General features: G+C 38.8%; 20 protein-coding genes and 2 pseudogenes. 10 read left to right on the top strand and 12 right to left on the bottom strand.

Features of this window, described 5'->3' with window-relative positions; all coding sequences use genetic code 11:
* Positions 1-84 precede the first annotated feature (84 nt).
* Positions 85-1773 carry a long-chain-fatty-acid--CoA ligase FadD gene (fadD, locus tag C5469_RS02575; RefSeq protein WP_166301930.1) on the bottom strand — a complete coding sequence of 563 codons (1689 nt, stop codon included), beginning with the start codon at positions 1771-1773 and terminating at the stop codon, positions 85-87.
* 369 nt (positions 1774-2142) lie between these two features.
* On the opposite strand from fadD, the gene C5469_RS02570 reads away from it, so the two are divergent.
* On the top strand, positions 2143-2652 hold the full coding sequence (locus C5469_RS02570; RefSeq protein WP_166301927.1) for a GNAT family N-acetyltransferase: 510 nt from the start codon (positions 2143-2145) through the stop codon (positions 2650-2652).
* Positions 2653-2751: 99 nt separating this feature from the next.
* Here C5469_RS02570 and C5469_RS02565 read toward each other — a convergent pair whose 3' ends face one another.
* From C5469_RS02565 to yoaA, 4 genes and pseudogenes are all read right to left on the bottom strand, one after another.
* Entirely contained in the window at positions 2752-3333 is a 582-nt protein-coding gene (locus C5469_RS02565) for a Slp family lipoprotein (protein WP_166301924.1), read from the bottom strand.
* Positions 3334-3427: 94 nt separating this feature from the next.
* Entirely contained in the window at positions 3428-4123 is a 696-nt protein-coding gene (tsaB, locus tag C5469_RS02560; RefSeq protein WP_166301921.1) for a tRNA (adenosine(37)-N6)-threonylcarbamoyltransferase complex dimerization subunit type 1 TsaB, read from the bottom strand.
* A 66-nt stretch (positions 4124-4189) separates the two neighbouring features.
* Positions 4190-4463: pseudogene (locus tag C5469_RS02555) on the bottom strand (helix-turn-helix domain-containing protein).
* A gap of 59 nt (positions 4464-4522) precedes the next feature.
* The gene (yoaA, locus tag C5469_RS02550; protein ID WP_166301918.1) at positions 4523-6433 is read right to left on the bottom strand and encodes a DNA repair helicase YoaA; all 1911 of its coding nucleotides are present in this window, start codon (positions 6431-6433) and stop codon (positions 4523-4525) included.
* A 102-nt stretch (positions 6434-6535) separates the two neighbouring features.
* Between yoaA and C5469_RS02545 the strand changes: the two genes are divergently transcribed.
* A complete protein-coding gene (locus tag C5469_RS02545; RefSeq protein WP_166301915.1) occupies positions 6536-6880 on the top strand; it encodes a RidA family protein in 345 nt (114 codons plus the stop codon).
* Between the two features lie 1010 nt (positions 6881-7890).
* On the opposite strand, the gene mdtI is transcribed toward C5469_RS02545, so the two are convergent.
* From mdtI to zwf, 3 genes are all read right to left on the bottom strand, one after another.
* Entirely contained in the window at positions 7891-8223 is a 333-nt protein-coding gene (gene mdtI, locus C5469_RS02540) for a multidrug/spermidine efflux SMR transporter subunit MdtI (protein ID WP_166301912.1), read from the bottom strand.
* 1 nt (position 8224) lies between these two features.
* Positions 8225-8641 (bottom strand): multidrug/spermidine efflux SMR transporter subunit MdtJ, encoded by a 417-nt coding sequence (mdtJ, locus tag C5469_RS02535; RefSeq protein WP_054476590.1) that lies wholly within the window; start codon positions 8639-8641, stop codon positions 8225-8227.
* 502 nt (positions 8642-9143) lie between these two features.
* Positions 9144-10619 carry a glucose-6-phosphate dehydrogenase gene (zwf, locus tag C5469_RS02530; RefSeq protein WP_166301909.1) on the bottom strand — a complete coding sequence of 492 codons (1476 nt, stop codon included), beginning with the start codon at positions 10617-10619 and terminating at the stop codon, positions 9144-9146.
* Positions 10620-10961: 342 nt separating this feature from the next.
* On the opposite strand from zwf, the gene C5469_RS02525 reads away from it, so the two are divergent.
* Positions 10962-11822, top strand: a complete 861-nt coding sequence (locus C5469_RS02525) for a MurR/RpiR family transcriptional regulator (protein ID WP_166301906.1) — start codon at positions 10962-10964, stop codon at positions 11820-11822.
* Positions 11823-11875: 53 nt separating this feature from the next.
* Here the strand turns inward: C5469_RS02525 and C5469_RS02520 are convergent, their stop codons facing one another.
* From C5469_RS02520 to C5469_RS02510, 4 genes and pseudogenes are all read right to left on the bottom strand, one after another.
* Positions 11876-12640 (bottom strand): DUF4123 domain-containing protein, encoded by a 765-nt coding sequence (locus tag C5469_RS02520; RefSeq protein ID WP_166301903.1) that lies wholly within the window; start codon positions 12638-12640, stop codon positions 11876-11878.
* Entirely contained in the window at positions 12637-12762 is a 126-nt protein-coding gene (locus tag C5469_RS23990; RefSeq protein ID WP_278249739.1) for a hypothetical protein, read from the bottom strand. The genes C5469_RS02520 and C5469_RS23990 overlap by 4 nt, the downstream gene beginning before the upstream one ends.
* A 23-nt stretch (positions 12763-12785) precedes the next feature.
* A pseudogene (locus tag C5469_RS02515) lies at positions 12786-13085 on the bottom strand (hypothetical protein); the annotation flags it as partial.
* Between the two features lie 674 nt (positions 13086-13759).
* Positions 13760-13933, bottom strand: coding sequence for a hypothetical protein (locus C5469_RS02510; RefSeq protein WP_166301900.1), 174 nt, complete (start codon positions 13931-13933; stop codon positions 13760-13762).
* Between the two features lie 348 nt (positions 13934-14281).
* Between C5469_RS02510 and pyk the strand changes: the two genes are divergently transcribed.
* The 7 genes from pyk to darE all read left to right on the top strand — a co-directional run bounded on the left by pyk (position 14282) and on the right by darE (position 22988).
* Positions 14282-15724 (top strand): pyruvate kinase, encoded by a 1443-nt coding sequence (pyk, locus tag C5469_RS02505; RefSeq protein ID WP_166301897.1) that lies wholly within the window; start codon positions 14282-14284, stop codon positions 15722-15724.
* A 544-nt stretch (positions 15725-16268) separates the two neighbouring features.
* Positions 16269-16442, top strand: a complete 174-nt coding sequence (darA-b, locus tag C5469_RS02500; RefSeq protein ID WP_166301894.1) for a peptide antibiotic darobactin B — start codon at positions 16269-16271, stop codon at positions 16440-16442.
* Between the two features lie 253 nt (positions 16443-16695).
* Positions 16696-16872 (top strand): darobactin family peptide antibiotic, encoded by a 177-nt coding sequence (gene darA, locus C5469_RS02495; RefSeq protein WP_166301891.1) that lies wholly within the window; start codon positions 16696-16698, stop codon positions 16870-16872.
* A 379-nt stretch (positions 16873-17251) separates the two neighbouring features.
* Positions 17252-19621 (top strand): darobactin export ABC transporter permease subunit, encoded by a 2370-nt coding sequence (gene darB, locus C5469_RS02490; protein ID WP_166301888.1) that lies wholly within the window; start codon positions 17252-17254, stop codon positions 19619-19621.
* A gap of 8 nt (positions 19622-19629) precedes the next feature.
* Positions 19630-20883: a darobactin export ABC transporter periplasmic adaptor subunit gene (darC, locus tag C5469_RS02485; protein ID WP_166301885.1), complete on the top strand. Its 1254-nt coding sequence runs from the start codon at positions 19630-19632 to the stop codon at positions 20881-20883.
* A gap of 1 nt (position 20884) precedes the next feature.
* A complete protein-coding gene (gene darD / locus C5469_RS02480; protein ID WP_166301882.1) occupies positions 20885-21547 on the top strand; it encodes a darobactin export ABC transporter ATP-binding protein in 663 nt (220 codons plus the stop codon).
* 151 nt (positions 21548-21698) lie between these two features.
* Positions 21699-22988, top strand: coding sequence for a darobactin maturation radical SAM/SPASM protein DarE (gene darE, locus C5469_RS02475; protein WP_166301879.1), 1290 nt, complete (start codon positions 21699-21701; stop codon positions 22986-22988).
* Positions 22989-23069 lie beyond the last annotated feature (81 nt).

Genomic DNA, 23069 nt, shown 5'->3' with positions numbered 1-23069 from the left:
TAGTTCTCTTAGCCATTCATGGAGTAAGCACGACAACGCCGGTTTTATCCGGCGTTGTCGTGCTTATAAGTATTATGAAAAGGATCAGGCTACAATTGCATTCCTTACCTTTTCCTCTTCACTTCGTAGTTCCCTTCGAAGAATTTTACCCACATTAGATTTAGGTAATTCATCCCGGAACTCAATGATCTTAGGTACTTTATACCCTGTCAAATAACGACGACAATGTGTTTTAAGCTCATCTTCGGTCAATCCAGGCTCTCTGCGAACCACAAATACTTTGACAGTTTCACCTGAGCTTTCACTTGGTACGCCTATTGCTGCTGACTCTAGCACTTTCGGGTGAGCTGACACAACATCTTCAACTTCATTAGGATATACATTAAAACCAGAAACCAAAATCATATCTTTTTTACGATCTACGATATGAATAAAACCTTGCTCATTAATATTCGCAATATCACCCGTCGCGACCCAACCATCTTTCAACACCTCTTCTGTCGCATCAGGGCGATTCCAATAACCTACCATAACCTGTGGGCCACGGACCCACAGCTCCCCCTGTTGGCCTATTGGTACCTCATTACCATTATCATCGGTAAGTTTGATCTCAGTTGAAGACACCGGAAAACCTATACTACCCGTGTAATTTTTCACGTTGTAAGGATTACAGGAAACTAGTGGTGAACACTCTGTCAAACCATAGCCCTCAAGAAGAGTCCTTCCAGTCACTTCAGCCCACTTCTCAGCAACTGCTTTCTGAACTGGCATACCACCACCAACAACAAGACGCAATGCGGAAAAATCAAGCTTCTTAAATTCTTCGTTATTCAACCAAGCGTTAAATAACGTATTCACTCCAGTCACTGAAGTGAACGGATAACGACTCAATTCTTTAGCTGTCCCTGAAATATCACGCGGGTTAGTAATCAGAAGATTACATCCACCCACGTAAATAAGTAGCAAACAGTTCACCATTAACGCGAATATATGATAAAGCGGCAGCGCAGTAACGATTAGCTCCTGACCTACACGCAGTAATGGTGAATAAACTGCTTTTGCCTGTTCAAGATTTGCTAGCATGTTACGGTGACTCAGCATTGCCCCTTTGGCTACGCCAGTAGTGCCGCCAGTGTATTGCAAGAAAGCCAAATCATCACCGTTAATATCCGGTTTCACATATTGCATGCGATAACCTTTGTGTATCGCACAACGAAATGAGATAGCATCAGGCAGGTGATACTTCGGTACCAGTCGTTTGATATATTTCACAGCAAAATCAACCAACGTACCTTTAGGACGAGATAGCTGATCACCCATACGTGTCAAAATAACATGTTTAACTCTGGTATTAAAAACGACTTTTTCCAGTGTATGAGCAAAGTTAGAAACGATTACAATGGCTGAAGCACCACTGTCATTAAGCTGATGTTCAAGCTCGCGTGGCGTATACAACGGGTTGACATTTACGGCAATCAAACCTGCGCGCAAAGCACCAAACAGAGCAACAGGATATTGCAACAAGTTTGGCATCATCAGTGCAATACGATCCCCTTTGCTTAATCCCAAACCATTTTGCAAATAAGCGGCAAATGCCCGGCTACGCTCTTCCAACTTACGGAAGGTCATAACCTCACCCATATTTATATACGCAGGTTGATCTGCATAGTGCGCAACGGCATTTTCAAACATCTCAACCAATGATGCATAACGATCCGGATCAATTTCCACAGGGATATCTGCCGGATAATGCTTTAGCCAGACTTTCTCCAAGGTAGTACTCCTGAAATTTTATAATTGCTATGTTATCACTCGCCTAATAAATAACGCACGCCTTGTTTTAACAAATTATTAACTCAGCATACCAGTTTAAAAAAGAAACATTGTTCAGGTTGAGATATACATCACTAATTTAATGTTAACTCTTCATACAGAAAACCAAGAGAACTGTGCCGTCTGTAAATTATTTTTAATTATCAGTATATTATTGCCGTAGTTAACATTTAACTTTGTCGCTATTGATTATACATTAACCGATACATTTTCACTTAAGATAGCATTTTTAGAATAGTATTTATTGCTTTCATCTATTCCAATACATTATTAAAAAACCAGAACTAATAAAACATGATTATGAACAACATGACGATCAGAATGGCGAGCTATGAAGATGGTGTTAACATCAGCGATATAGAACTACAAGCGGCTTCCCTTTTTCCAGATGAACTACTGCCGAAAACACTCTGTAGTCAAACCTTGCCTGTACATGAAATTGAATCAGCAGTTCAAGAACAACGGCTTTGGGTCGCAGAAAGTGATCAAAAACGGGTCGGATTCGCGCTAATCCGCTTTTCAAATCAATTAACTCTGTTAGCTGAGATTGATATACTACCTGAATATAATGGTAAGGGCATTGCCAGTGCCCTTCTTAATTCAATCATCGAAAAATTAAAGCAGCACGACAAAACGGCACTTTATCTCACAACTTTCCGCGATTTTATACCAAGCCGCAGATTATATGACAAATTTGGTTTTGTAGTACTAGAATCGGGTGATATTCCTGATGAATTACGGAAAACTTTGGCTAAGGAAGCAACCGCTGGCTTGGGTACAAGGATTGCAATGAAGTTAACGATAAGACCCCAAAAATAGCGACATAAATAACCGCCACATATAATGCGGCGGTTCCAACAAAATTAGATTACGGCACCCATAAACTGCTTATTAACAGTTCCCGGTATTGAAATTAGCTCACCTGGTCAAAATAGTCTCAACAAGCGCTGGATCGGGATAATACCAATTCCATCCCCAACCTGAAGAATATGGATAACCATAATAATTCCAGGCCCCCGAATTATAAGGCACCAATACCCGCTGAACAGTCTTCCAACGTTGATAGCCCGTTGCATTAATCACAACATAGGAGTGATCCGCATGACCAATTTTACCCTTCTCCAACCCCATTATCGGGCCAACAACCGTGACGTAATTTCCTTTAAAATCATCAGGCTCAAGAAAGTTATTAACATAAGCATAGACACGACCGAAAGAAGGCTCATGCAGTTCTGGACTGGCATCTGATGCTAATGGCAATGACGATATCTCCAGACGGGTACGATGATTTTCATTCACCACATCAAGTACCTTACCACCAAATCTCCCTTCCTGACCGATAAACAACTCAGGTGCGTTCTTAACAGAAAGCAGATCTTGAACTGGCGATGGTGACGTTCCTTTTACTGAATCAGGAACGGAGATACAACCTGTGAGCATGACAACAGCTAATACGACTAGTGCTTGAATACTCGTTCGGCAGTTTATTACTTTTAACATAACCACCTTCTCCTAAAAATTGATCCAATAATACGATCAAAATAACTCTATTTATTTGATACTTTGTTTTACTACAAGTTTCATCAATCGATGCTTAACGGCCCGGTAATTTTTTCCAAGTAACTTCATTACGTAAGTATACCGGTTCAGCGTGTTCTACGGCCGTTACCTCACCGTTCCGCCACATCTGCACAGCCAGGGGTAACATATCTTCAGCATGAGGTAATGTGATATCACTATCAGTTAGCGTTAAATGACTTATCACCAATTGAGGATAAGTCTGCCAGCCAGTACCAGCAACCACCCAATCTCCATTCAATGAAGCCATAATCTCCTGTACCCGCTCCGGTTTCAGCACGGCTTCTGTTTCATTTCCCTGCCATTCACCTCTCTGATTACGAACATATTGCCCCCAGTAAATTTCCCCCATCCGGGCATCAATAGCTGTTAATACCTGAGTTGATCCTGTCAAACGAAAAACACCTTGCGCCATTGTATTGAGCGTTGAAACACCAATTACCGGCAATTCAGCTCCCAGAGCCAACCCCTGAGCAATACCAACACCAATACGCACACCAGTAAAACTACCCGGCCCACGACCAAAAGCTAAAGCATCGAGTTGCTGTAAACTGACACCCGCTTCTGCCAAAACAGATTGGACCATAGGTAAAATACGTTGAGTGTGTTCACGTGGAGAAATTTCAAACTGTGCCAAAACGGCACCATCATTCCAAAGAGCAACTGAGCAGGCTTCCGTTGCAGTATCAATAGCCAGAATTCGTGTGGACATGCCTTAACCTCGGCAAGTAATATATAATTCGAAATAAGGCGCTATCTTATCATAACTTTGCCTATTTTACCCAGCAGCCGGCCCTCCGGGTTTTTTTGTCCCTCGCTCCCAATCCGATATAAGATTTTTACTCACATTTAAATACCGGGCAAAAACAGGTTGTGACAAATGTTCCCGCTCACGAAGAAAACGTATTTCCTCTGGATAATGATTCTATGGGGGTCAAACAGGCGGCATCAAACTCACGCATAGTTTGCTTATTGACACTCCCTATTTCACTCAATGCCTCCATCGTTTCGTGAATTGCAGCAAATGCCTCACTACGATACTTTTTAACCATATTTAATCACCTCTGAAAAATGCCCCTTGTCAATTAACCTGTCTTTTTCCTCCTTTGATTCAAGAAGATTGCCGAGCTTCAAGGAAAGCGATAGCTTTTGCTAAATCACGAGTTCGCGGCGAAGGGGGTAAACTGTTAAGAAACACTTCACCATATGGACGCATCACCAAGCGGTTATCACAAATCACAACCACGCCATAATCATCAACGTCACGAATAAGCCGCCCGACACCTTGTTTCAGGCTGATAACCGCATCCGGCAACTGAACTTCATTAAATGCATCACCACCTTTAAGCTGGCAATCTTCAATACGCGCTTTTAATAACGGATCATCCGGTGCCGTAAATGGCAACTTATCGATAATGACACAAGAAAGCGCATCACCCCGCACATCTACACCTTCCCAAAAACTGCTGGTTGCCACCAATAACGCATTGCCGGCAGAAATAAACTGCGAAAGTAACTGACTTTTGCTGGTTTCACCCTGAACTAAAATCGGCAATGTCATGCTGGCACGGAACTCTTCAGCCAAACTGCGCATCATCTGGTGTGAAGTGCACAAAAAGAAACAACGGCCTTTATTAGTTTCAATCAGAGGCTTAAGCATCTTCGCCAACCATTTTGCACCACCAGCCTGATTCGGTGACGGCAAATGACGAGGAACACAAAGTAGTGTCTGACTCTGATAATCAAATGGACTTGGCAACAATAAGGTCTTTGCTTGTTTTAGCCCAAGCCGTTCGGTGAAATGTGAAAGCTGTTCGTTAACAGATAATGTGGCTGACGTAAAAACCCAACAGCTGGATTGCTCATTAATAATTTCACTGAATTTGTCGGAAACAGACAGAGGTGTCAACGCCAGAAGAAAATGACGACCATAACTTTCAAACCAATAACTGTAACCGGGGATGGTCACATCTTTCAAACGCTTAAGGCGATTGCGATAAACTGTCGCTCTCTCAAATGCGGCATCCAACATAACTGAACGCCCTAAAGACAACTTCATCACGTCGTAACAAAGCTCAAATGCATCATCAAGCAATACGAGTGCCCGTTGTACCTGCGTATTTTGCAATAATTCTCGCAAATTGCCACGATAACCATTCTCGCCCAACGCCAACCGGAAATCCTGTGTACTCTGACTTAGGCGATCAGCGCTCTTTTGTAACTGAGCTTGATCCCGTACTTCCGTGCGGTACGCCATAATAATATCTCTGGACAGATCCATTAGCTGGCGACTGCTTAATTGCTGACCAAAATATTGACTAGCGATATCGGGAATTTGATGTGCCTCATCAAATATCTTGACTTCCGCTTGTGGGATCAACTCACCGAATCCAGTTTCTTTCACCACCATATCTGCCATAAACAGATGATGGTTGACAACGATCACATCCGCATCCATTGCCCGACGGCGAGCTTTCAGAACAAAGCACGCCTGATAACTCGGACAATCACTGCCAAGGCAATTATCATTAGTACTGGTTACCAACGGCCAAACCTGGCTATCTTCCGCTATCTGATAGCAAGTGCTGATATCCCCCTCTTCCGTTTGCGAAGACCAGCTTTTCAGTCGAACCATATCTGACAGAACTTCCGCTTCCAGTTGCCCTCCGCTAAAAGAATTCTGTTCCAGCCGTTCCAGGCAAAGATAATTTGAACGGCCTTTTAACAGCGCCAGTTTACCAGAGAAATTAATTGCCTCAGCAACAGTCGGCAAGTCACGATTATAAAGCTGATCCTGTAGTGCTTTGGAACCAGTAGAAATAATCACTTTCTGCCCAGAACGCAATGCAGGCACCAGATAAGCAAATGTCTTACCCGTTCCTGTGCCCGCCTCTACCACCAATTGTTGATGGTTTTTAATTGCACACTTAATAGCAACAGCCATTTCTCGTTGAGCATCACGGGGTTTGAAACCTTTTATTGCTTTAGCAAGCGCACCGTTTTTCGCAAAATCGTCTGACACAGACTGTCTCTTTTAATAGAATGGATGGAGATTATGCCAATACTATTCCCTGATCACCACCCAAAATCAGGCAGATATAGTCGTTAACTTAAAGAGGTATCCATGAAAATTGAACGTATTGATCCACAAGATCGCTGGTCCGAAGCAGTAATCCACAACAAAACCATTTATTACACCAGTGTCCCAGAAAAACTGGATGGTGATATTACGGAGCAGATGGCTGATACACTGGCCGCTATTGATATCATGTTACAGCGCCTTGGTTCTGATAAAAGTAAAATTATTGATGCCACTATTTTTCTGGCTGATAAAGAAGACTTTGCCGGTATGAACACCGTCTGGGATGCATGGGTTGAAGTAGGAAGTGCGCCAGTGCGCTGCACAATTGAAGCCAAACTGATGAACCCCAAATATAAAGTCGAAATAAAAATTATCGCGGGAATTTAATATTAATCTCGGGATATTCTTTACTACCCGTGTTTATATTTTGATTACGTGGAATTTATTAAGAATATCCCAACAAGTCTTATAATATCTATATTTTACTGTTTCAGATATATTTCCAGCTTTGCAGACAATAGCTGACAAAAATTTGATATCAAAACTTACTATAAATCAATCTCTCAGACCAAAACATCGACTTTAACAATGGCCCTTTTTAGAAAAAACTTTAAATTATGCCATGTTTAAATAACTAATAAGACTTTGATAATAAATTTAAACAAAATAATCACCACTACTGTTTATAATAAATAGAGTTTATTTCATCTGACAAAGTTAATACACCAAACGGATTTTCTATATTTACACTTCAAATATTGAATTATGCTTATGAGTCATCCATACTTTCTAATAAGCACATAAGTGCCCGGCCATTGTTTAGTGAATATCAACGTGGCCTAAACCTTTAATAACTTTTATCACTTGGTATGGAGCATTCTATGGATGTTTGTTCAAGTTGTAACTGTTCCTTTCATGATTCAATTGTTGCAGAACTAGAAGGCAAGCTCTACAAAAGTTGCCCATCTTGTTCTGTCTCAATTGGTCAACACATTTTCTATCGCTATGAAGACTTTGGCATGAGGGATATGGGTGATGGTCTCCATATCGTCCAATCTTGGTGCCCTGGCTGTCGTTCGAAAGATGGTCATACACCAGATGTATGTTTTACTTGCTAAAAGTCATTTTATCTATATCTGCTGGCTATTATGCAAAATAGTTATATACCAGCAGATATATAAAAAAACAAATAATAATCCGCCCTCATCATTTATTTAAAAACCAAAATGCTAATAATATATCTTTGCCCTGATTTTTAAAATTAAAGAGGGAGGCGACATACAGTATTTAATTAAAATATCTGAGCAGAGAAAAAATAATTATAAGCTGCATCAGAAGCTAAAAAATTAAAACAATCTCTGTAAATCACACTCCCCCAGATTGGGTTACGCTATGGCTTAAGCCATCTTGATCATCACCATCCCCAACAGCAATAAAGCAATTCCCCCCCAACCTTTACAATTCAAACGTTGATTAAACATAATCCAACCAGCTGCAACTGTTGCGATAATACCGAAAGCCCCCCACAAAGCATAAGCAATAGAAAGCTCAATTCCCTTCACTGCCTGAGCAAGCGCACTGAAAGCCCCAAGGACAGCAATAAGTGAGAGAATACCCATCCAAGGACGTCTGAAACCATCAGAAAATTTCAGTAAAATATTCGCTAAAATTTCTAACACTACAGCAAGAAACAGAAACGCAGCATGCCACCATTCAAATTGTTGCAACATGTTATGCCTCCTTTATTTTACTGTTTTTGGTGGTTGCGGCACTGACAGCCTTACTTGCCATCTGTTTCATTGCCTCAGCTGATTTTTTGACCGTAGCTTTTTTAGTGCCAGATTTAATCAGCATAATTCCTGTCACCAGCAGAGCCAAACCGCCCACTTTCATCAATGACAGTGATTCATCAAACCACATCACACTAAAAACAGTAATAAATAGAATGCCAACGCCTTCCCACAAAGCATACGCAACGCCCAATGCAACTTTTTTCACCGCCATTGCCAGCAAGATATAGGATGTGGCGATCATGATGTACATAACTGCCATGCCAGCTACACCACCGGAAACACTGGCATGTTTCATCGATAAGGTACCGATAACTTCGGTAACAATTGCCATTGCAAGGAATAACCAATAAATCATTTTCTTTCTCCTGAACACGCAAATATGCACGTCAAGACACAAGTCACAAATAACCTATTTCCACCTACGCATGAGATGAAAAATAAATAACCTGATGTTTTGACGAAACAGAAACACCGGTTGAAAACCGGTTAACAGGAGTCAGACGCTACAATGCACCGCACCAGTAATGTTCACTGGATAAAATGGCAGAAAGGAAAAGTACGTGGGTGGAACTTTGAAACTTGACGCTTTTGGCGCTGTTCATGGTATTTTATTCTTTCATCGCACCGACAATCTGTGCGATATACTAAGAATCCTCATAGTTATAGTGTCGATTACTTTGATACTTCTACCATATGGAATAATAGAAAGCAATTATTCAATTTTATTCTTTTCTCGTCTGACATCACAAAATGAATAAAAAACAGCGCAGATATCGGCATAAGCCGATAAGACCAAGCCGCTTATAACGCGGCTTGAGCCTCAATGAAAGGGTTATACGTTCCTCATTTATTGCCCGTTATTCAAACTCATTCCACGAACGGCCATCACGGGTGATCATAGCAACAGAAGCAACTGGCCCCCACGTTCCCGCCTGATAAGGTTTAGGAGCATCATTATCTGCCACCCATGCCTCCATAATGGAATCAACCCACTTCCAAGCTTCTTCCACTTCATCACGACGAACGAATAACGCCTGAATACCACGCATAGCTTCCAGCAGCAGCCTTTCATAAGCATCTGCTAACGGAATATGATTGAAAGTTTCAGAAAAACTCAGATCCAGCTTGGTGGTTTGCAAACGGTGCTTATGTTCAAGCCCCGGAGCTTTATTCAGCACTTCAATATCAATACCTTCATCCGGTTGCAGACGAATAGTCAGCTTGTTCTGCGGTAATTGTTGATAAGATTCAGAGAACAGATTCAGCGCTGGTTTCTTAAAATAAACCACCACTTCAGAACATTTAGTTGGCAATCGTTTACCGGTTCTCAGATAGAAAGGAACCCCGGCCCAACGCCAGTCATCAATATCGACACGGATAGAGACAAAAGTTTCTGTCCTGCTAGACTGGTTCGCGCCCTCTTCTTCCAGATAACCCGGAACTTTACTCCCTTGCACAAAACCGGCGGTGTACTGACCGCGTACCGTTTTCTCCCGCACATTGGTGCGATCAATACGACGCAGGGAACGCAATACTTTCACTTTCTCATCACGGATATGGTCTGTTGTCAAATCTGCCGGCGGAGACATAGCAATCATAGTTAGGATTTGTAACAGGTGATTCTGAATCATGTCGCGCATCTGCCCGGCTTGATCAAAATAACCCCAACGGCCTTCAATACCGACTTCTTCCGCTACTGTAATTTGTACATGATCAATTGTCCGGTTATCCCAGTTACTGACAAACAACGAATTGGCAAAACGCAGTGCTAACAGGTTTAATACCGTTTCCTTGCCCAGATAATGGTCAATGCGATAAACCTGACGCTCATTGAAATATTTAGCAACCTCATCATTGATGGCTTTGGATGACTCAAGATCCGTCCCCAGAGGCTTTTCCATCACAACTCGGTTTGGCTCTTTATTCAACCCCGCAAGACCCAATCCGTGGCAAACAGCACCAAAAGTGCTTGGTGGCATCGCAAAATAGTGGATTGCAGGCCGGTTATCTTGCTTAAGAATTTTTTTCAGTCTGGTGAAATCTTCCTTTTCGTTCACATCCAGATTACAAAACGCCAAACGTGCACTCAACGTCTGCCATAACTTTGGATCTAATTCTTCCGGCAAAAATGTATTTAAAGCTTCTTCAACAACTTTGGTATAAGCTTTTTTATCCCAATCAGCCCGACCAACACCAATAATCCGTGTTTCCGGATGGATATAACCCGCTTTTTCAAGCTGATAAAGGGAAGGTAATAATTTCCGGCGAGCCAAATCCCCTTTAGCCCCAAAAATTACTAAATCACAAGCCTGAGCTGTGGAAGTAACCGCCATATTGCATCTCCTCGTTGCGGGATATTGTAATTTTGTTACAGCCTTAACCAATAATGTACCCTTTTGGTTATAGCGCGTAAACAGCTATAGTAAATAACTCTAATCTTCCATTAACAACAGGCGCTACCACCACTGAATAGTTATATTAATATGTAATTTTGCAACTTATATGAAAGATAATTACCAATATGAAAGTTAGACACTTGTCATACTTTTATGAAAAATATTAGATTATTGTGATTTCCTGCTGCCAGCTTCAATTTACTAGTAGTATATTTTCATAAAACTTACATAGATTTCTCCTTTGAATGAAATCATTAAAACCATAGGTAACTACGTTTTATGAACACACTGGAACGGGTGCAAAACAGTATTGAATTCTTAAGTAAATCAGAAAAAAAAGTGGCGCAAATTATTCTGGCTTCACCGCAAACAGCAATTCATTCCAGTATTGCAACGCTGGCAAAAATGGCACAAGTCAGTGAACCAACCGTTAACCGTTTTTGCCGTCGTCTGGATACCAAAGGTTTCCCCGATTTCAAACTCCATCTGGCCCAAAGCCTTGCCAATGGCACACCTTATGTAAACCGTAATGTTGAAGAAAGCGACACCGTTAGCGCCTATACCAATAAGATATTTGAATCGGTAATGGCGACGCTGAACACGGTAAAAAACAATTTGGATATCACAGCGGTTAATCGGGCTGTCGATTTACTGACTCAGGCGCGGAAAATCTCATTTTTTGGCTTAGGTGCTTCTGCCGCTGTTGCTCATGATGCAATGAATAAATTCTTCCGGTTCAATATTCCGGTTATTTATTTTGATGACATTGTGATGCAACGGATGAGTTGTATTAACAGTACCGAAGGTGATGTAGTCGTGTTGATATCCCATACTGGCAGGACAAAAAGCCTGGTTGAAGCGGCACAACTTGCGCGTGAAAATAATGCAACGGTCATCGCGATTACCTCTCAAAATTCCCCACTTGCTCGCGAAGCAACGCTCGCCATTCTTCTGGATGTACCGGAAGATACAGATATCTATATGCCAATGGTTTCAAGAATCGCCCAATTAACTGTTATCGATGTTCTGGCTACCGGATTTACCTTGCGTCGTGGCGCAACATTCAGAGATAACTTAAAAAGAGTCAAAGAAGCACTACGAAATTCACGCTTTAATAAGATTGGCTTTCCCCCGGTCTGAAACCTTCTATTACTGTCATGCTGACTCGCAACGATTGCGCAGTCAGCGATCGCCTATTGCTCATTGAGTGTCTGTAAATAATCTGCACTGGTCAGTTTACCAATGTCATCCCCACTTGCTAAACGATATCGTAACCAATCAGTAATCTGTTCCTGTAACTTTCCTTTTGGCGCATCCAGTTTCTCAGCCAATCCACCGTGGTTTTCCCATAGATGACTACTGAGCGCAAATACCAACCCTTGCAGGGCATAAGTGGAACGATACCAGGCTTGAATCAAATGATGCTCCAGAACAAAAGGCTTATCGCTCCCGCTTTGATCACAACTTTCAGTACGGTAATAAATGTGTGGTTCAGGTGTACCTATCATCAACTCACTTACCGGGGTCAGCAATCCTGACCAATCGCTATCGGTCATTGCCGGGAATAACGAACTAAAAATGCGCGCATCCATTAAGCGAAAAACCACCTGTTTTTCCCGCAATATCACCAACTGACGTGAGCGCCAGTGATTAAGCTGTTGCGACCATGAATTATCACTACGATAAGCCCAACCCCAGCTGATATCACTCAATGCATGGCGATCAAGCTGATGAGCTATCATTGATAAGCAGCCTAACTTTGGCCGAACTAACCAAGGGCTTTGCGCCAAAAGGTGATTCATCTGTGTATCACTATATAAAGGAAACGCCTGTTCAACCCAGTCCTGAGTGTAAAAGAGATCAACCGGATCGGGCTGGGCCAGCGAATTCAGCATAAAGAAAACGGGCGATTTATTGGGGGCAGTCAACCACTGTTGCCAGCTCATAGCAATATTCATATATCCTCCTGTTGATTGATAACCCAGTTAGCTTCGCGTTGAGCCAGCACAGCACAAGACGGTTTAGCCGGGAATTTGATATCCGGCAGCGGCTCTACACCATCCGGCAGTTGCAGAGACAAACCACGCCCGACACCGGCGGAACTCCACCATTAAAAGGTAATTTCGTCTGAAAGTAACCCGTTTGCGGATCAGCCTTCACATCCAGACGTAATCCGTGATAGGTCGGTACCTTATAAGACGACATATCCGCATGCCACTGAGATTTAAGACAGTCTTTTGATATATACACTGCGGATACAGACGGTTTTGTGTATTTCGGTGCTACCCCCTCTACGATGATCCACTGGTTATCTTTCGGAGGCGAAAGCGGTTCATTCGGATCAGCACAGCCTGATATGAATATGACTAATAATATCGGTAAGTATTTTTTCATATTTATCATAGTCAGTTTTCTTCAATCCCTATCGCATTATCAGTATAGCGAGTTAAAGCCAACAGACCCTGTTTATCCTGTTGAGTGCAAATCAGTGATTGTTTCAACTGGTGGTCCATCTGTAAAAATAAAGTATCCCTCTGTCGAATATCAGCAACAATATCACGCCTCTTTCTTTAATTGCGACTACACCCAGAAACACCAGCGGTTCTCATTCCCGTAAATACAGGTAAATAATGATGACAGTCAATCGAATGACCACGCTGTTATTCTCGGTTCATCTTCGTAGATACGAAGAACCGATACTTAGGATTATTAGGATAGAAAACGTCAGGATTTACCCTGTGACATAACAAAGCGATAATCCATTGTTCATATTTAGATAGAGTTGGCAGATAACCCTTGTCAAGTTATTTTATTTTCCAGTCACCAATAGCATTGCTGCTGATATTCACTCGACCCTGAGGTTAATCCCGTTCTCATCCCCGTAAGCACAGGGAACAGTGGTTGAAATAAATTGAATTACCACTTCATTTACGGTTCATCTCCGTAGATACGGAGAGCATATGACTAAATACTATATTAGGATAGAAAGAATTAGGGTTTACTCGGTGATATAACAGAGCAAAGTATCATCCATCGTTCATTATGAATATTGAATTAGCTTAGGCAGCTACTCATTGTCAAGTTATTTTAGTTTTCCTTAAGCCAGCACGCTCATCCACCAACTGGAACTCTATCCAATGTTTCAGAATGTTCTCACTGTCAATACAATCCAGTGGACCTAATTTGCTTATCAATATCACTCCCTTTTTCTTGGTGACTACATCCATCCTAAAACACAGCTCAAACATCATCGGTTATCCCCGGTCAGTATGTCATAGGAAGCCTTATCACCTTCCATACTGCATTTTTTAGCATAATAATCCCCCCATATAAAAATATTTAAGCCATTATATAAATAGGAACAAAATAAACAGATGGCAGGTATACCAGATAAATAGCTTCTAGAATAATGCTGTGTTTTTGTTCACTATTTATTAAATTGTCAGACTGATAGCATATACTGACGGTAATTTTAAAAATGTAATCTGTAACCAACCTTGATAGTTGGATTGCCGAAGAGGTTTTTTTACTCGTTTTATAGGATAATTAATAGATTATTGATTATTTTTATAAATACTCACAGGTCAACGGAGTAATACATGTCCAGACGGCTCAGAAGAACGAAGATTGTTACTACCCTTGGTCCGGCTACCGACCGCGATAATAACCTTGAAAAAATTATTATTGCGGGTGCAAACGTAGTCCGCCTCAACTTTTCCCACGGCACGGCAGAAGATCACCTCCAACGTGCCAATAAAGTCCGCGAAATAGCAGCCCGCCTAGGCCGCCATATCGCTATTCTTGGCGATCTTCAGGGACCTAAAATCCGCGTATCAACGTTTAAAGAGGGCAAAATTTTCCTGAATGTCGGAGATAAATTTCTACTTGATGCCAACCTTAATAAAGGCGAAGGCAATAAAGAGAAAGTCGGTATCGATTACAAGGGATTACCCGCTGATGTTGTACCGGGTGATATTCTGCTGCTGGATGATGGACGTGTTCAACTGAAAGTATTAGAAGTTCAGGGCATGAAAGTATTCACGGAAGTCACTGTTGGCGGCCAGCTGTCTAACAATAAAGGTATCAACAAACTAGGTGGAGGCTTATCCGCTGAAGCTCTGACCGAAAAGGATAAAGAAGACATTATCACCGCCGCCAAAATTGGCGTTGATTACCTCGCCGTCTCTTTCCCTCGTACTGGCGAAGATCTCAATTATGCCCGCCGTCTGGCGCGGGATGCCGGCTGCGAAACGCAAATCGTGGCAAAAGTTGAACGTGCTGAAGCCGTCAGCAGTGATGAAATTATTGACGAAATTATTCTGGCTTCCGATGTTGTAATGGTTGCCCGTGGTGATCTCGGCGTAGAGATCGGTGATCCAGAGCTGGTCGGTGTTCAGAAAAAATTGATCCGTCGTGCCCGTCAATTGAATCGCGTCGTAATTACCGCTACTCAGATGATGGAATCCATGATTACCAATCCAATGCCTACCCGTGCAGAAGTGATGGATGTAGCGAACGCAGTTCTTGACGGTACTGACGCAGTGATGCTTTCCGCTGAGACAGCCGCAGGCCAATACCCGGCTGAAACTGTTGCTGCCATGGCTCAGGTCTGTTTGGGGGCAGAAAAAATGCCAGGACTCAATGTATCCAAACATCGGTTAGACACTATTTTCGAAAGTACCGAAGAAGCCATTGCCATGTCTACCATGTATGCAGCAAACCATCTAAGAGGTGTGAAGGCGATTATCGCAATGACCGAATCAGGTCGCACCACTCGGATGATGTCCCGCATCAGTTCTGGTTTACACATTTTCTCTATGTCGCGTCATGAAAAAACATTGAACCAAACGGCGCTTTACCGTGGCGTTACACCGGTTTATTGCAGCAGTCATACTGACGGCATTACAGCCGCTAATGAGGCCGTTAACCGTCTGCGTGATAAAGGTTATCTGGTTTCCGGCGACCTTGTTCTGGTTACTCAAGGCGACCAAATGGGGACAATTGGCAGCACTAACACCTGCCGTATTCTTGAAGTGGAATAAAACATTACTACAGAAATTAAGGGGCGCACCCGAACTGTGCGCCTTAATTTTATATTGATATCGACCAGAAATTTAATCGGCAACTTAATGATCATAATGCAATAATTATTTGATATAACTCAGGCCGTTTATAATAGTGAACCTTCTACCTCAAAAGGATAATTTTTATCTCTTCTAATGTTTTACTGTAGAAATATTTTAACTATATATTATAAAATATGATATTAAATTCAGGTTAAATACATTTACTTTAAATAACAGTAATAATAACGACTTAAATCAATTCTCATAACCTATAAAATTAAATCCTGCAAGACGATACTTGCCTGATACATCCAAAAATCCAGATTTTTACTTCTTAAGCGATGTCATAAAAGACAACAAAGCACATTGACAATGCTTTAACATAGTACTATTAATTAAATGCTGATATCAGCATTTTTCATATGGATATAGAACAAGAGACATCCTGACAATACATTTGTATTTAAAGGAAATAATCAATCAATTAACTAATCATCTGAAAATGTGAGCGGAGAATATCATGCAAAATATTCCTATTGAAACCTGCAAAGATCAAGAGTTACTAAATTCCCTTGTCACATCATTCAAAGGGACAGAACTATCAATTACGGAAAAGGCTCTGGACGAATTAGCCAGTAATACCGAGATCCCTGAAATTAATGCCTGGAACTGGACAAAAAGATTCCCTATCTAAATAGGGTAAGGATGTTATTAATCTTTCATTGTAAGGTAATAACCAGACATATCTAAGAGATTTAATTTTTATCTTTTAGATTGAGTCATAAAAAACAGAAAAACACATTGACAATTATTCAACATAGTATTATTAATTGGGCGTTGATATCAGCATTTTCCATATGGAAGTAAGAATTTCCTGACCATATTTTTATTCGAAGGAAATCGTAAATTATCTCATTAACCATCTGTAAAACAAAATGGAGATTATCATGCAAAACATTTCAGTTGAAACTTGCAAAACTCAAGAAGCACTAAATTCTCTTGCTGCATCATTCAAAGAAACCGAACTCTCAATTACTGAAAAATCGCTGAATGAGTTAAGCAGCAAGTCAAAAATTCCTGAAATCACTGCCTGGAATTGGTCGAAAAGCTTTCAGGAAATTTAATTCCTCCAATTAAGACATTTATTAAACCTTAACCATAGGGTAATCCTATGAATTTATTAGGATTACCCTAAATAATTTCATCATGTTAATATAATAATTTGAACAATATGGATAAGTTCCTCAAATCTAAAACTTTACCCTTGAATATTACTACCTTTTACCACTAATATTATTACATATTCTAATTTCTACATAAAAACATAATACACTCCAGTAACTAAAAAGAGTAAAAACGCGATAAAAAATCAATATTGACAGAAAAAAACATTTTAGTTGGATCTTTATGTATATTATGTGAAATACTCAGAAACAGAGACGAAGATCTCGGTATCTAAATACTATAAAAGTTAATCTCAAGAAAAGGAATGGTAGCTACAAAATGAACGCTATTAACATCTCAAAATCCATGAAGCGTTTCAATATATCGGTATCGATACTCTCGGTATCAATAGCAATACTAGCCCTTTATTTACTTTCTACCGCCTTCTATTCAGATACTAAAATCGATAACTATTATCAGGATAATGGCAACTTTTACCGGGTAGAAACCACATTCAATTTACCTAACGGAGAAAAAGTAAGATCAGCAAAATCTCCACTACCACTCATTGATGAACTGAGAAAAGATGCAAGAGTAAATCATGTAGACTACATTTTCAAACTTAATACGACCATTGAACTACAAGGTAAAAAGATCACTAAAGTTCCTGTGTTTGCAGTGAGCCATGAATTCCTGAATACCTTATCTCCCTTTAAGAGAGCAGATAACACCCTGGGAGCAAATGAGATTTATATCACAAAAGATTTCAACAACCGATATCTCGGACTGGAAGATCCCAAAGGAAAATCTATTACTCTGGATAATGAAACCTATATCATCAAGGATATCTTAGAAAGACGTCATGATTCGAGTCTCAATATGGATGCTATTATTTCATTTAAACCAAACCTTATAAAAGACTACAACAAAGAAATATTCAATTGGTATGATACACACGCTTATATTTTTGTAAAATTTACTGATAAAAATACAACATTTAATAAAGATATACTTCTCAAAAATATCATTGAAACAAAAGCATCCAATCTTCCAGGTGCTCCATTTACTGCCAGTGAATTTATTCATTTGTCATTAAAGAAATTAAAAGATATTCATTATCAAGACAAATTACCTGATGAAATTGCTATTGGTTTATCAAAGGAAGTCATCTATAGCTCATATATAGCATTCACATTTATTTTATTTGCTGCGTTAACAAACTATTATAATTTAACTTCCGCTGATTCATCAGAAAAAAGGGATATCTATCAATTAAAAAAAGCGTTGGGTGCATCGACCTTCAATATTATTTGTGATTCACTACCAATAATGCTGGTAAGAATGGTATTTTCCACTCTTATTTTCTTAGTATTTATCATAACCATATTCAATACATCCCTATATATAAAAAACCTATTTTACACTTTAGAAACAAACAACTTGATATATCTTGGGATATTTTCTATTCTTATTGCGTTTATTCTTGTTTCATCAATACATTTTTCATTCTCATTACGCTTCTATATTTATCAGAGAAACCGAAAAATGGATATGAGATATGAATCAACCTTATCCTCTTGGTTTAGAAAATCATCATTGGCTATTCAATTGCTTGTTTCTGGCATCTCTATCTATTTAGTCACTGGATTAGTTAATCAATATATTCATCTTGTTGATGTACATACTCCATATGATAATACCAAAACAATATCAATCACCATTAATAATGACAATAACAAGAAATTAAGCATTAATGAATTAAGCTATGATCTTGCTAGCAAATATAGCACTTCAAAAATAACACTTAGTAACTGGCAACCATTTGACATGTCAAGAGACAATATAACCATTTATTATTCTGGCCAACAAGATATAAATAATTATATATCTTCAAATGTCATTATTGCAGACGAGAACTTTACTGACGTCTGGAAAATGAAAATATTAGCGGGTAATGACAAACGAGTATACCAAAGCGATAATACTGATGTTGTTAATGCATTAGTGACAAAAGAGTTTTTGAAACAAAATGGAATTATCAAGTACGATGATATTTTTAACAACTACTATTGGTATACAATAGAAGGTAAAAAAATCCAAATCAGGTTTATTCAGATTATAGAAGATTTTAATTTAGGTGCTATAGATGAACCATTCAAGCCAATAGTTATTTTTATAAAAAAGGATCAGAGTAAATATGCTTCACTAAATTTAAATAACATAGATAACCTTTCACCGGTACTTAATGAATTGCTAGCATATGGCTTTGATAAAAATGAAATTAATTTAACCAGCAATTTATTCAGTTATTATTATGATAATTATTTAAAAGTAATAAAACTATCATCTGCTGTCGCTATTTTCTCAATATTATTATTGATTATAGCCTGCTTTACTACCAGCATGACTGATTTCAACCATATGAAAAAGGAATTAAGTATAATGGAGTCCATTGGGGGTTCTATTTATACAAATCTTATCCATTTTTTATCGAAAAGCGTCATTCCTATAATTGCATCAATTTTCATAGCATATATATCAGGAAGAACCATTTTGGTTTATTTACTCGGCGAATATAATGTGATTTACACTGATTCTTTTGTATATAGCGCTCTCGCCTTATCTGCGACAATGATATTCACCGTTATTATAATGATCATTACCTATTTGATGAATTATAGAAAATTATCTGCTACTAAATTTTTGTGAGATTAATCATGGATATAGAAATCAGAAAAAAAGGCATACATAATAAAGAGAAGTTATTAATTCTTATTTTCTTTATCGCTTTTATTTCATTTATCGTATTTATGGCTTATTATGTCATTTCATCTAAAGAAGCTTCCGTGAATGAAAATGAGGTCAAAAAATTTCGTATCAGCAGCAAAATAGATAGTGATATTTTAAAAACAAGAGCCGTTGTTGTTCCTAATAAAAGCGTATCGATCTCAACAGAGATTGGCGGAATCGTTACCGATATAATGAAAAAACCATCACAAAATGTCTTAAAGGGAGAAGAAATAGTTAAATTATCTAACTTTAATTTCACATTGAATAATTCTGCAATGTTAGCAGACGTTACAGATAAACTGAATAATTTAATAAACATAAGAATAAGCTTGCAATCTGATTATAGAGATATCAATAACAGATTCTTAGAAGCATCCAAAGAGTTAAAAGAAACAGAAGATAAGTCAAGAAGATATAATAACCTGGTAAATAAAAATTATGTTTCTAAAGAAACCATTTCTGATTTAAAGATTAAAAAAGACTATTGGCATGATGTTTATCTATTTTACAAAAAATTAAAAAATGATAAAGATCGTGACATATCAAAGCAATTAAAAGAGATAGACGAATTTGTTGAAAAACAGAGAAAGCTCTCTGAAATCATTGAAAATGGTTTTGAACAACTTTCAATAAAATCACCTATAGCAGGCAATATAAGTTCATTAGATTTAATTTTAGGTCAACGGTTAAAACCTGGCGATCAAATAGCTATTGTTGATGATTTATCAAGTTTTTATTTCGAATCAGAAATCAACGAATACTACTTGAACAAAATAACATACAACTCATCTGCTAATTTAGTCTATAATAATGGAAAAACACCTTTGCTTGTGAAATTGATTTCATCTGAGGTGAATAATGGAACTTTCAAAGTCAGATTTGAATTAGAAGATAAAAAAGCACTTGATTTCAAGCGAGGTCAATCAGTTGATATCATCATTAAACTTGATGAAGATAGGAAAATATTCTCTGTCCCTTCATCTATGGTGTTCTCCATTGATAACAAGAGCTATGTGTTTATTTACCATCCAGATAAAAAAGTTGCCCAGCGCATTCAGGTCTCCACCGGCCAAGATAATGGCTCTGATATTGAGATCAAAAATGGTATTACTGAAGGGCAAACAATAGTTAGCTTTGGTAAGAATAGATTGGTTAATAATGATACCGTAAGGATTGAATAAAATGATTAGCATGATGAATGTCTGTAAATCATATAAAACGAAATTCATTCAAACAAATGTTTTGAATGAAATAAATCTCAATATAGATAAAGGTGAGTTTATTTCTATAATGGGAGCATCTGGATCAGGGAAATCAACATTACTGAATGTTATTGGCATGTTCGAGACCATCGACAGTGGTCAATTGACACTGGATAATAATAATATTTTAAAGATGAAATATTCTGAGAAAATATCATTCAGACGCGAATTTATTGGATATATTTTTCAATCATTCAATCTGTTACCCAATCTGACCGTATTTGAAAATATAGAATTACCTTTGAAATATAGAGGTTTTTCTAAAAAGCAGAGAAAGAATAAAGTACTTGATGCAATAAATAATTTTGGATTAGAAAATCGGGGAAATCATAAACCGATACAATTATCTGGTGGGCAACAGCAACGTGTCGCTATCGCCAGGGCAATGATCTCAAACCCCACTATTTTATTAGCTGATGAACCGACGGGGAACCTGGATAGCATAAATGGTCAGAATATTTTATCTTCACTGAAAGATCTGAATGAAAACGGCACGACTATTGTTATGGTAACCCATTCCGTAGAAGCGGCTTCATTTTCCGACAGAATATTAACAATGAAGGATGGCCATTTGCTTGTTTGAGCATATACCCAATAGATTTCAAGATGCATCGCGACGGCAAGGGAGCGAATCCCCGGGAGCAGAGATAACTCTGTGACCGGGGTGAGTGAGTGCAGCCAACAAAGAGGCAACTTGAAAGATAACAGGTATAAATAACATGAAGGAGTTCGTTATGGATACTATAATCCCAATAAAACATTTAGATTCAGACGGATCATCGATTCTCAAGAAATCGCCTAAAATTAATTACAGGCAACTAGCTTGTAGGATTATTGGTGAAATTCCTGCCGAAAAAATATTAGATGATGATGAACTGGCTCTATATAATGAGGAAATCGGCATACAATTTAGCCCTGAAGTGGTCAATGCCAATAAGTTAGTTGTTGTTGTTAAAGCTACAAGGCTTTGCAACTTGAGGTGCACTTATTGTCATTCCTGGGCTGAAGGAAAAGGGAATACCTTAACGTTTTTTAACTTGATGCGCTCTATGCACCGTTTCTTATCCATACCCAATATAAAGCGATTCGAATTCGTTTGGCACGGTGGTGAAGTCACCTTATTGAATGTTAATTATTTTAAGAAATTAATCTGGTTGCAAGAACAATTTAAAAAACCAGATCAAGTTATCACTAATTCGGTACAAACCAATGCCGTCAATATTCCCGAAGATTGGTTGGTATTCCTTAAAGGTATCGGAATGGGAGTCGGTATAAGCGTTGACGGTATTCCAGAAATACACGATAGCCGAAGATTAGATTACAGAGGAAGGCCAACATCTCATAAAGTTGCTGCAGGTATGAAGAAATTAAGAAGTTATGGCATACCTTACGGTGCACTGGTTGTCGTCGATAGAGATGTTTACGAATCAAATATCGAAAAAATGCTCTCTTATTTTTACGAAATTGGTTTAACAGATATCGAATTTCTAAATATTGTGCCAGATAACCGGTGTCAGCCAGGTGACGATCCTGGAGGAAGTTATATAACTTACCATAATTATATCAATTTCCTTTCTAATGTTTTCCGGGTCTGGTGGGATGGTTATAAAGGTAAAATAAATATTCGTCTGTTTGATGGATTTATTGATAGTATTAAATCATCTCAAAAGAAAATATCAGATTGTTATTGGGCTGGTAACTGTTCTCAGGAAATCATTACATTGGAACCCAACGGTACTGTATCAGCATGTGACAAATATGTTGGTGCCGAAGGGAATAATTATGGTTCAATTATCGATAATGATCTTGGAAATTTATTAGTTAAATCAAATACAAATAAAAACCATCTTATAGAGGAGAGGGAATCATACGAAAAAATGCATCAATGCAAATGGTTTCACTTATGTAATGGCGGATGCCCTCACGATCGAGTGACTAACAGGAAACATAATCCAAACTATGATGGTTCTTGCTGTGGAACCGGCGGTCTGTTGGAGACAATAAAACAAACCATAGCCGCATAAATGTTGTCCTGATATTTTAAGTGTAAGTAACATGCTTCATCATAAAACCCCCTAATCACTGGATATTATATCCAGCATTAG

Origin of the sequence: Photorhabdus cinerea, from assembly GCF_011189575.1 — a bacterium.
Classification (GTDB): domain Bacteria; phylum Pseudomonadota; class Gammaproteobacteria; order Enterobacterales; family Enterobacteriaceae; genus Photorhabdus; species Photorhabdus cinerea.
Note: the sequence above shows the minus strand (reverse complement) of the source record. Positions and strands in the feature narration are given on the sequence as shown.

Coding starts and splice junctions, on each gene's coding strand:
- darA (WP_166301891.1), top strand. CDS start 16,696: ATGCAAAACATTTCAGTTGAAACTTGCAAAACTCAAGAAGCACTAAAT.
- mdtI (WP_166301912.1), bottom strand. CDS start 8,223: ATGTTGCAACAATTTGAATGGTGGCATGCTGCGTTTCTGTTTCTTGCT.
- darA-b (WP_166301894.1), top strand. CDS start 16,269: ATGCAAAATATTCCTATTGAAACCTGCAAAGATCAAGAGTTACTAAAT.
- C5469_RS02570 (WP_166301927.1), top strand. CDS start 2,143: ATGACGATCAGAATGGCGAGCTATGAAGATGGTGTTAACATCAGCGAT.
- darE (WP_166301879.1), top strand. CDS start 21,699: ATGGATACTATAATCCCAATAAAACATTTAGATTCAGACGGATCATCG.
- darD (WP_166301882.1), top strand. CDS start 20,885: ATGATTAGCATGATGAATGTCTGTAAATCATATAAAACGAAATTCATT.
- zwf (WP_166301909.1), bottom strand. CDS start 10,619: ATGGCGGTTACTTCCACAGCTCAGGCTTGTGATTTAGTAATTTTTGGG.
- darC (WP_166301885.1), top strand. CDS start 19,630: ATGGATATAGAAATCAGAAAAAAAGGCATACATAATAAAGAGAAGTTA.
- C5469_RS02525 (WP_166301906.1), top strand. CDS start 10,962: ATGAACACACTGGAACGGGTGCAAAACAGTATTGAATTCTTAAGTAAA.
- C5469_RS02545 (WP_166301915.1), top strand. CDS start 6,536: ATGAAAATTGAACGTATTGATCCACAAGATCGCTGGTCCGAAGCAGTA.
- mdtJ (WP_054476590.1), bottom strand. CDS start 8,641: ATGATTTATTGGTTATTCCTTGCAATGGCAATTGTTACCGAAGTTATC.
- pyk (WP_166301897.1), top strand. CDS start 14,282: ATGTCCAGACGGCTCAGAAGAACGAAGATTGTTACTACCCTTGGTCCG.
- C5469_RS02510 (WP_166301900.1), bottom strand. CDS start 13,933: ATGATGTTTGAGCTGTGTTTTAGGATGGATGTAGTCACCAAGAAAAAG.
- tsaB (WP_166301921.1), bottom strand. CDS start 4,123: ATGTCCACACGAATTCTGGCTATTGATACTGCAACGGAAGCCTGCTCA.
- darB (WP_166301888.1), top strand. CDS start 17,252: ATGAACGCTATTAACATCTCAAAATCCATGAAGCGTTTCAATATATCG.
- C5469_RS02520 (WP_166301903.1), bottom strand. CDS start 12,640: ATGAATATTGCTATGAGCTGGCAACAGTGGTTGACTGCCCCCAATAAA.
- C5469_RS02565 (WP_166301924.1), bottom strand. CDS start 3,333: ATGTTAAAAGTAATAAACTGCCGAACGAGTATTCAAGCACTAGTCGTA.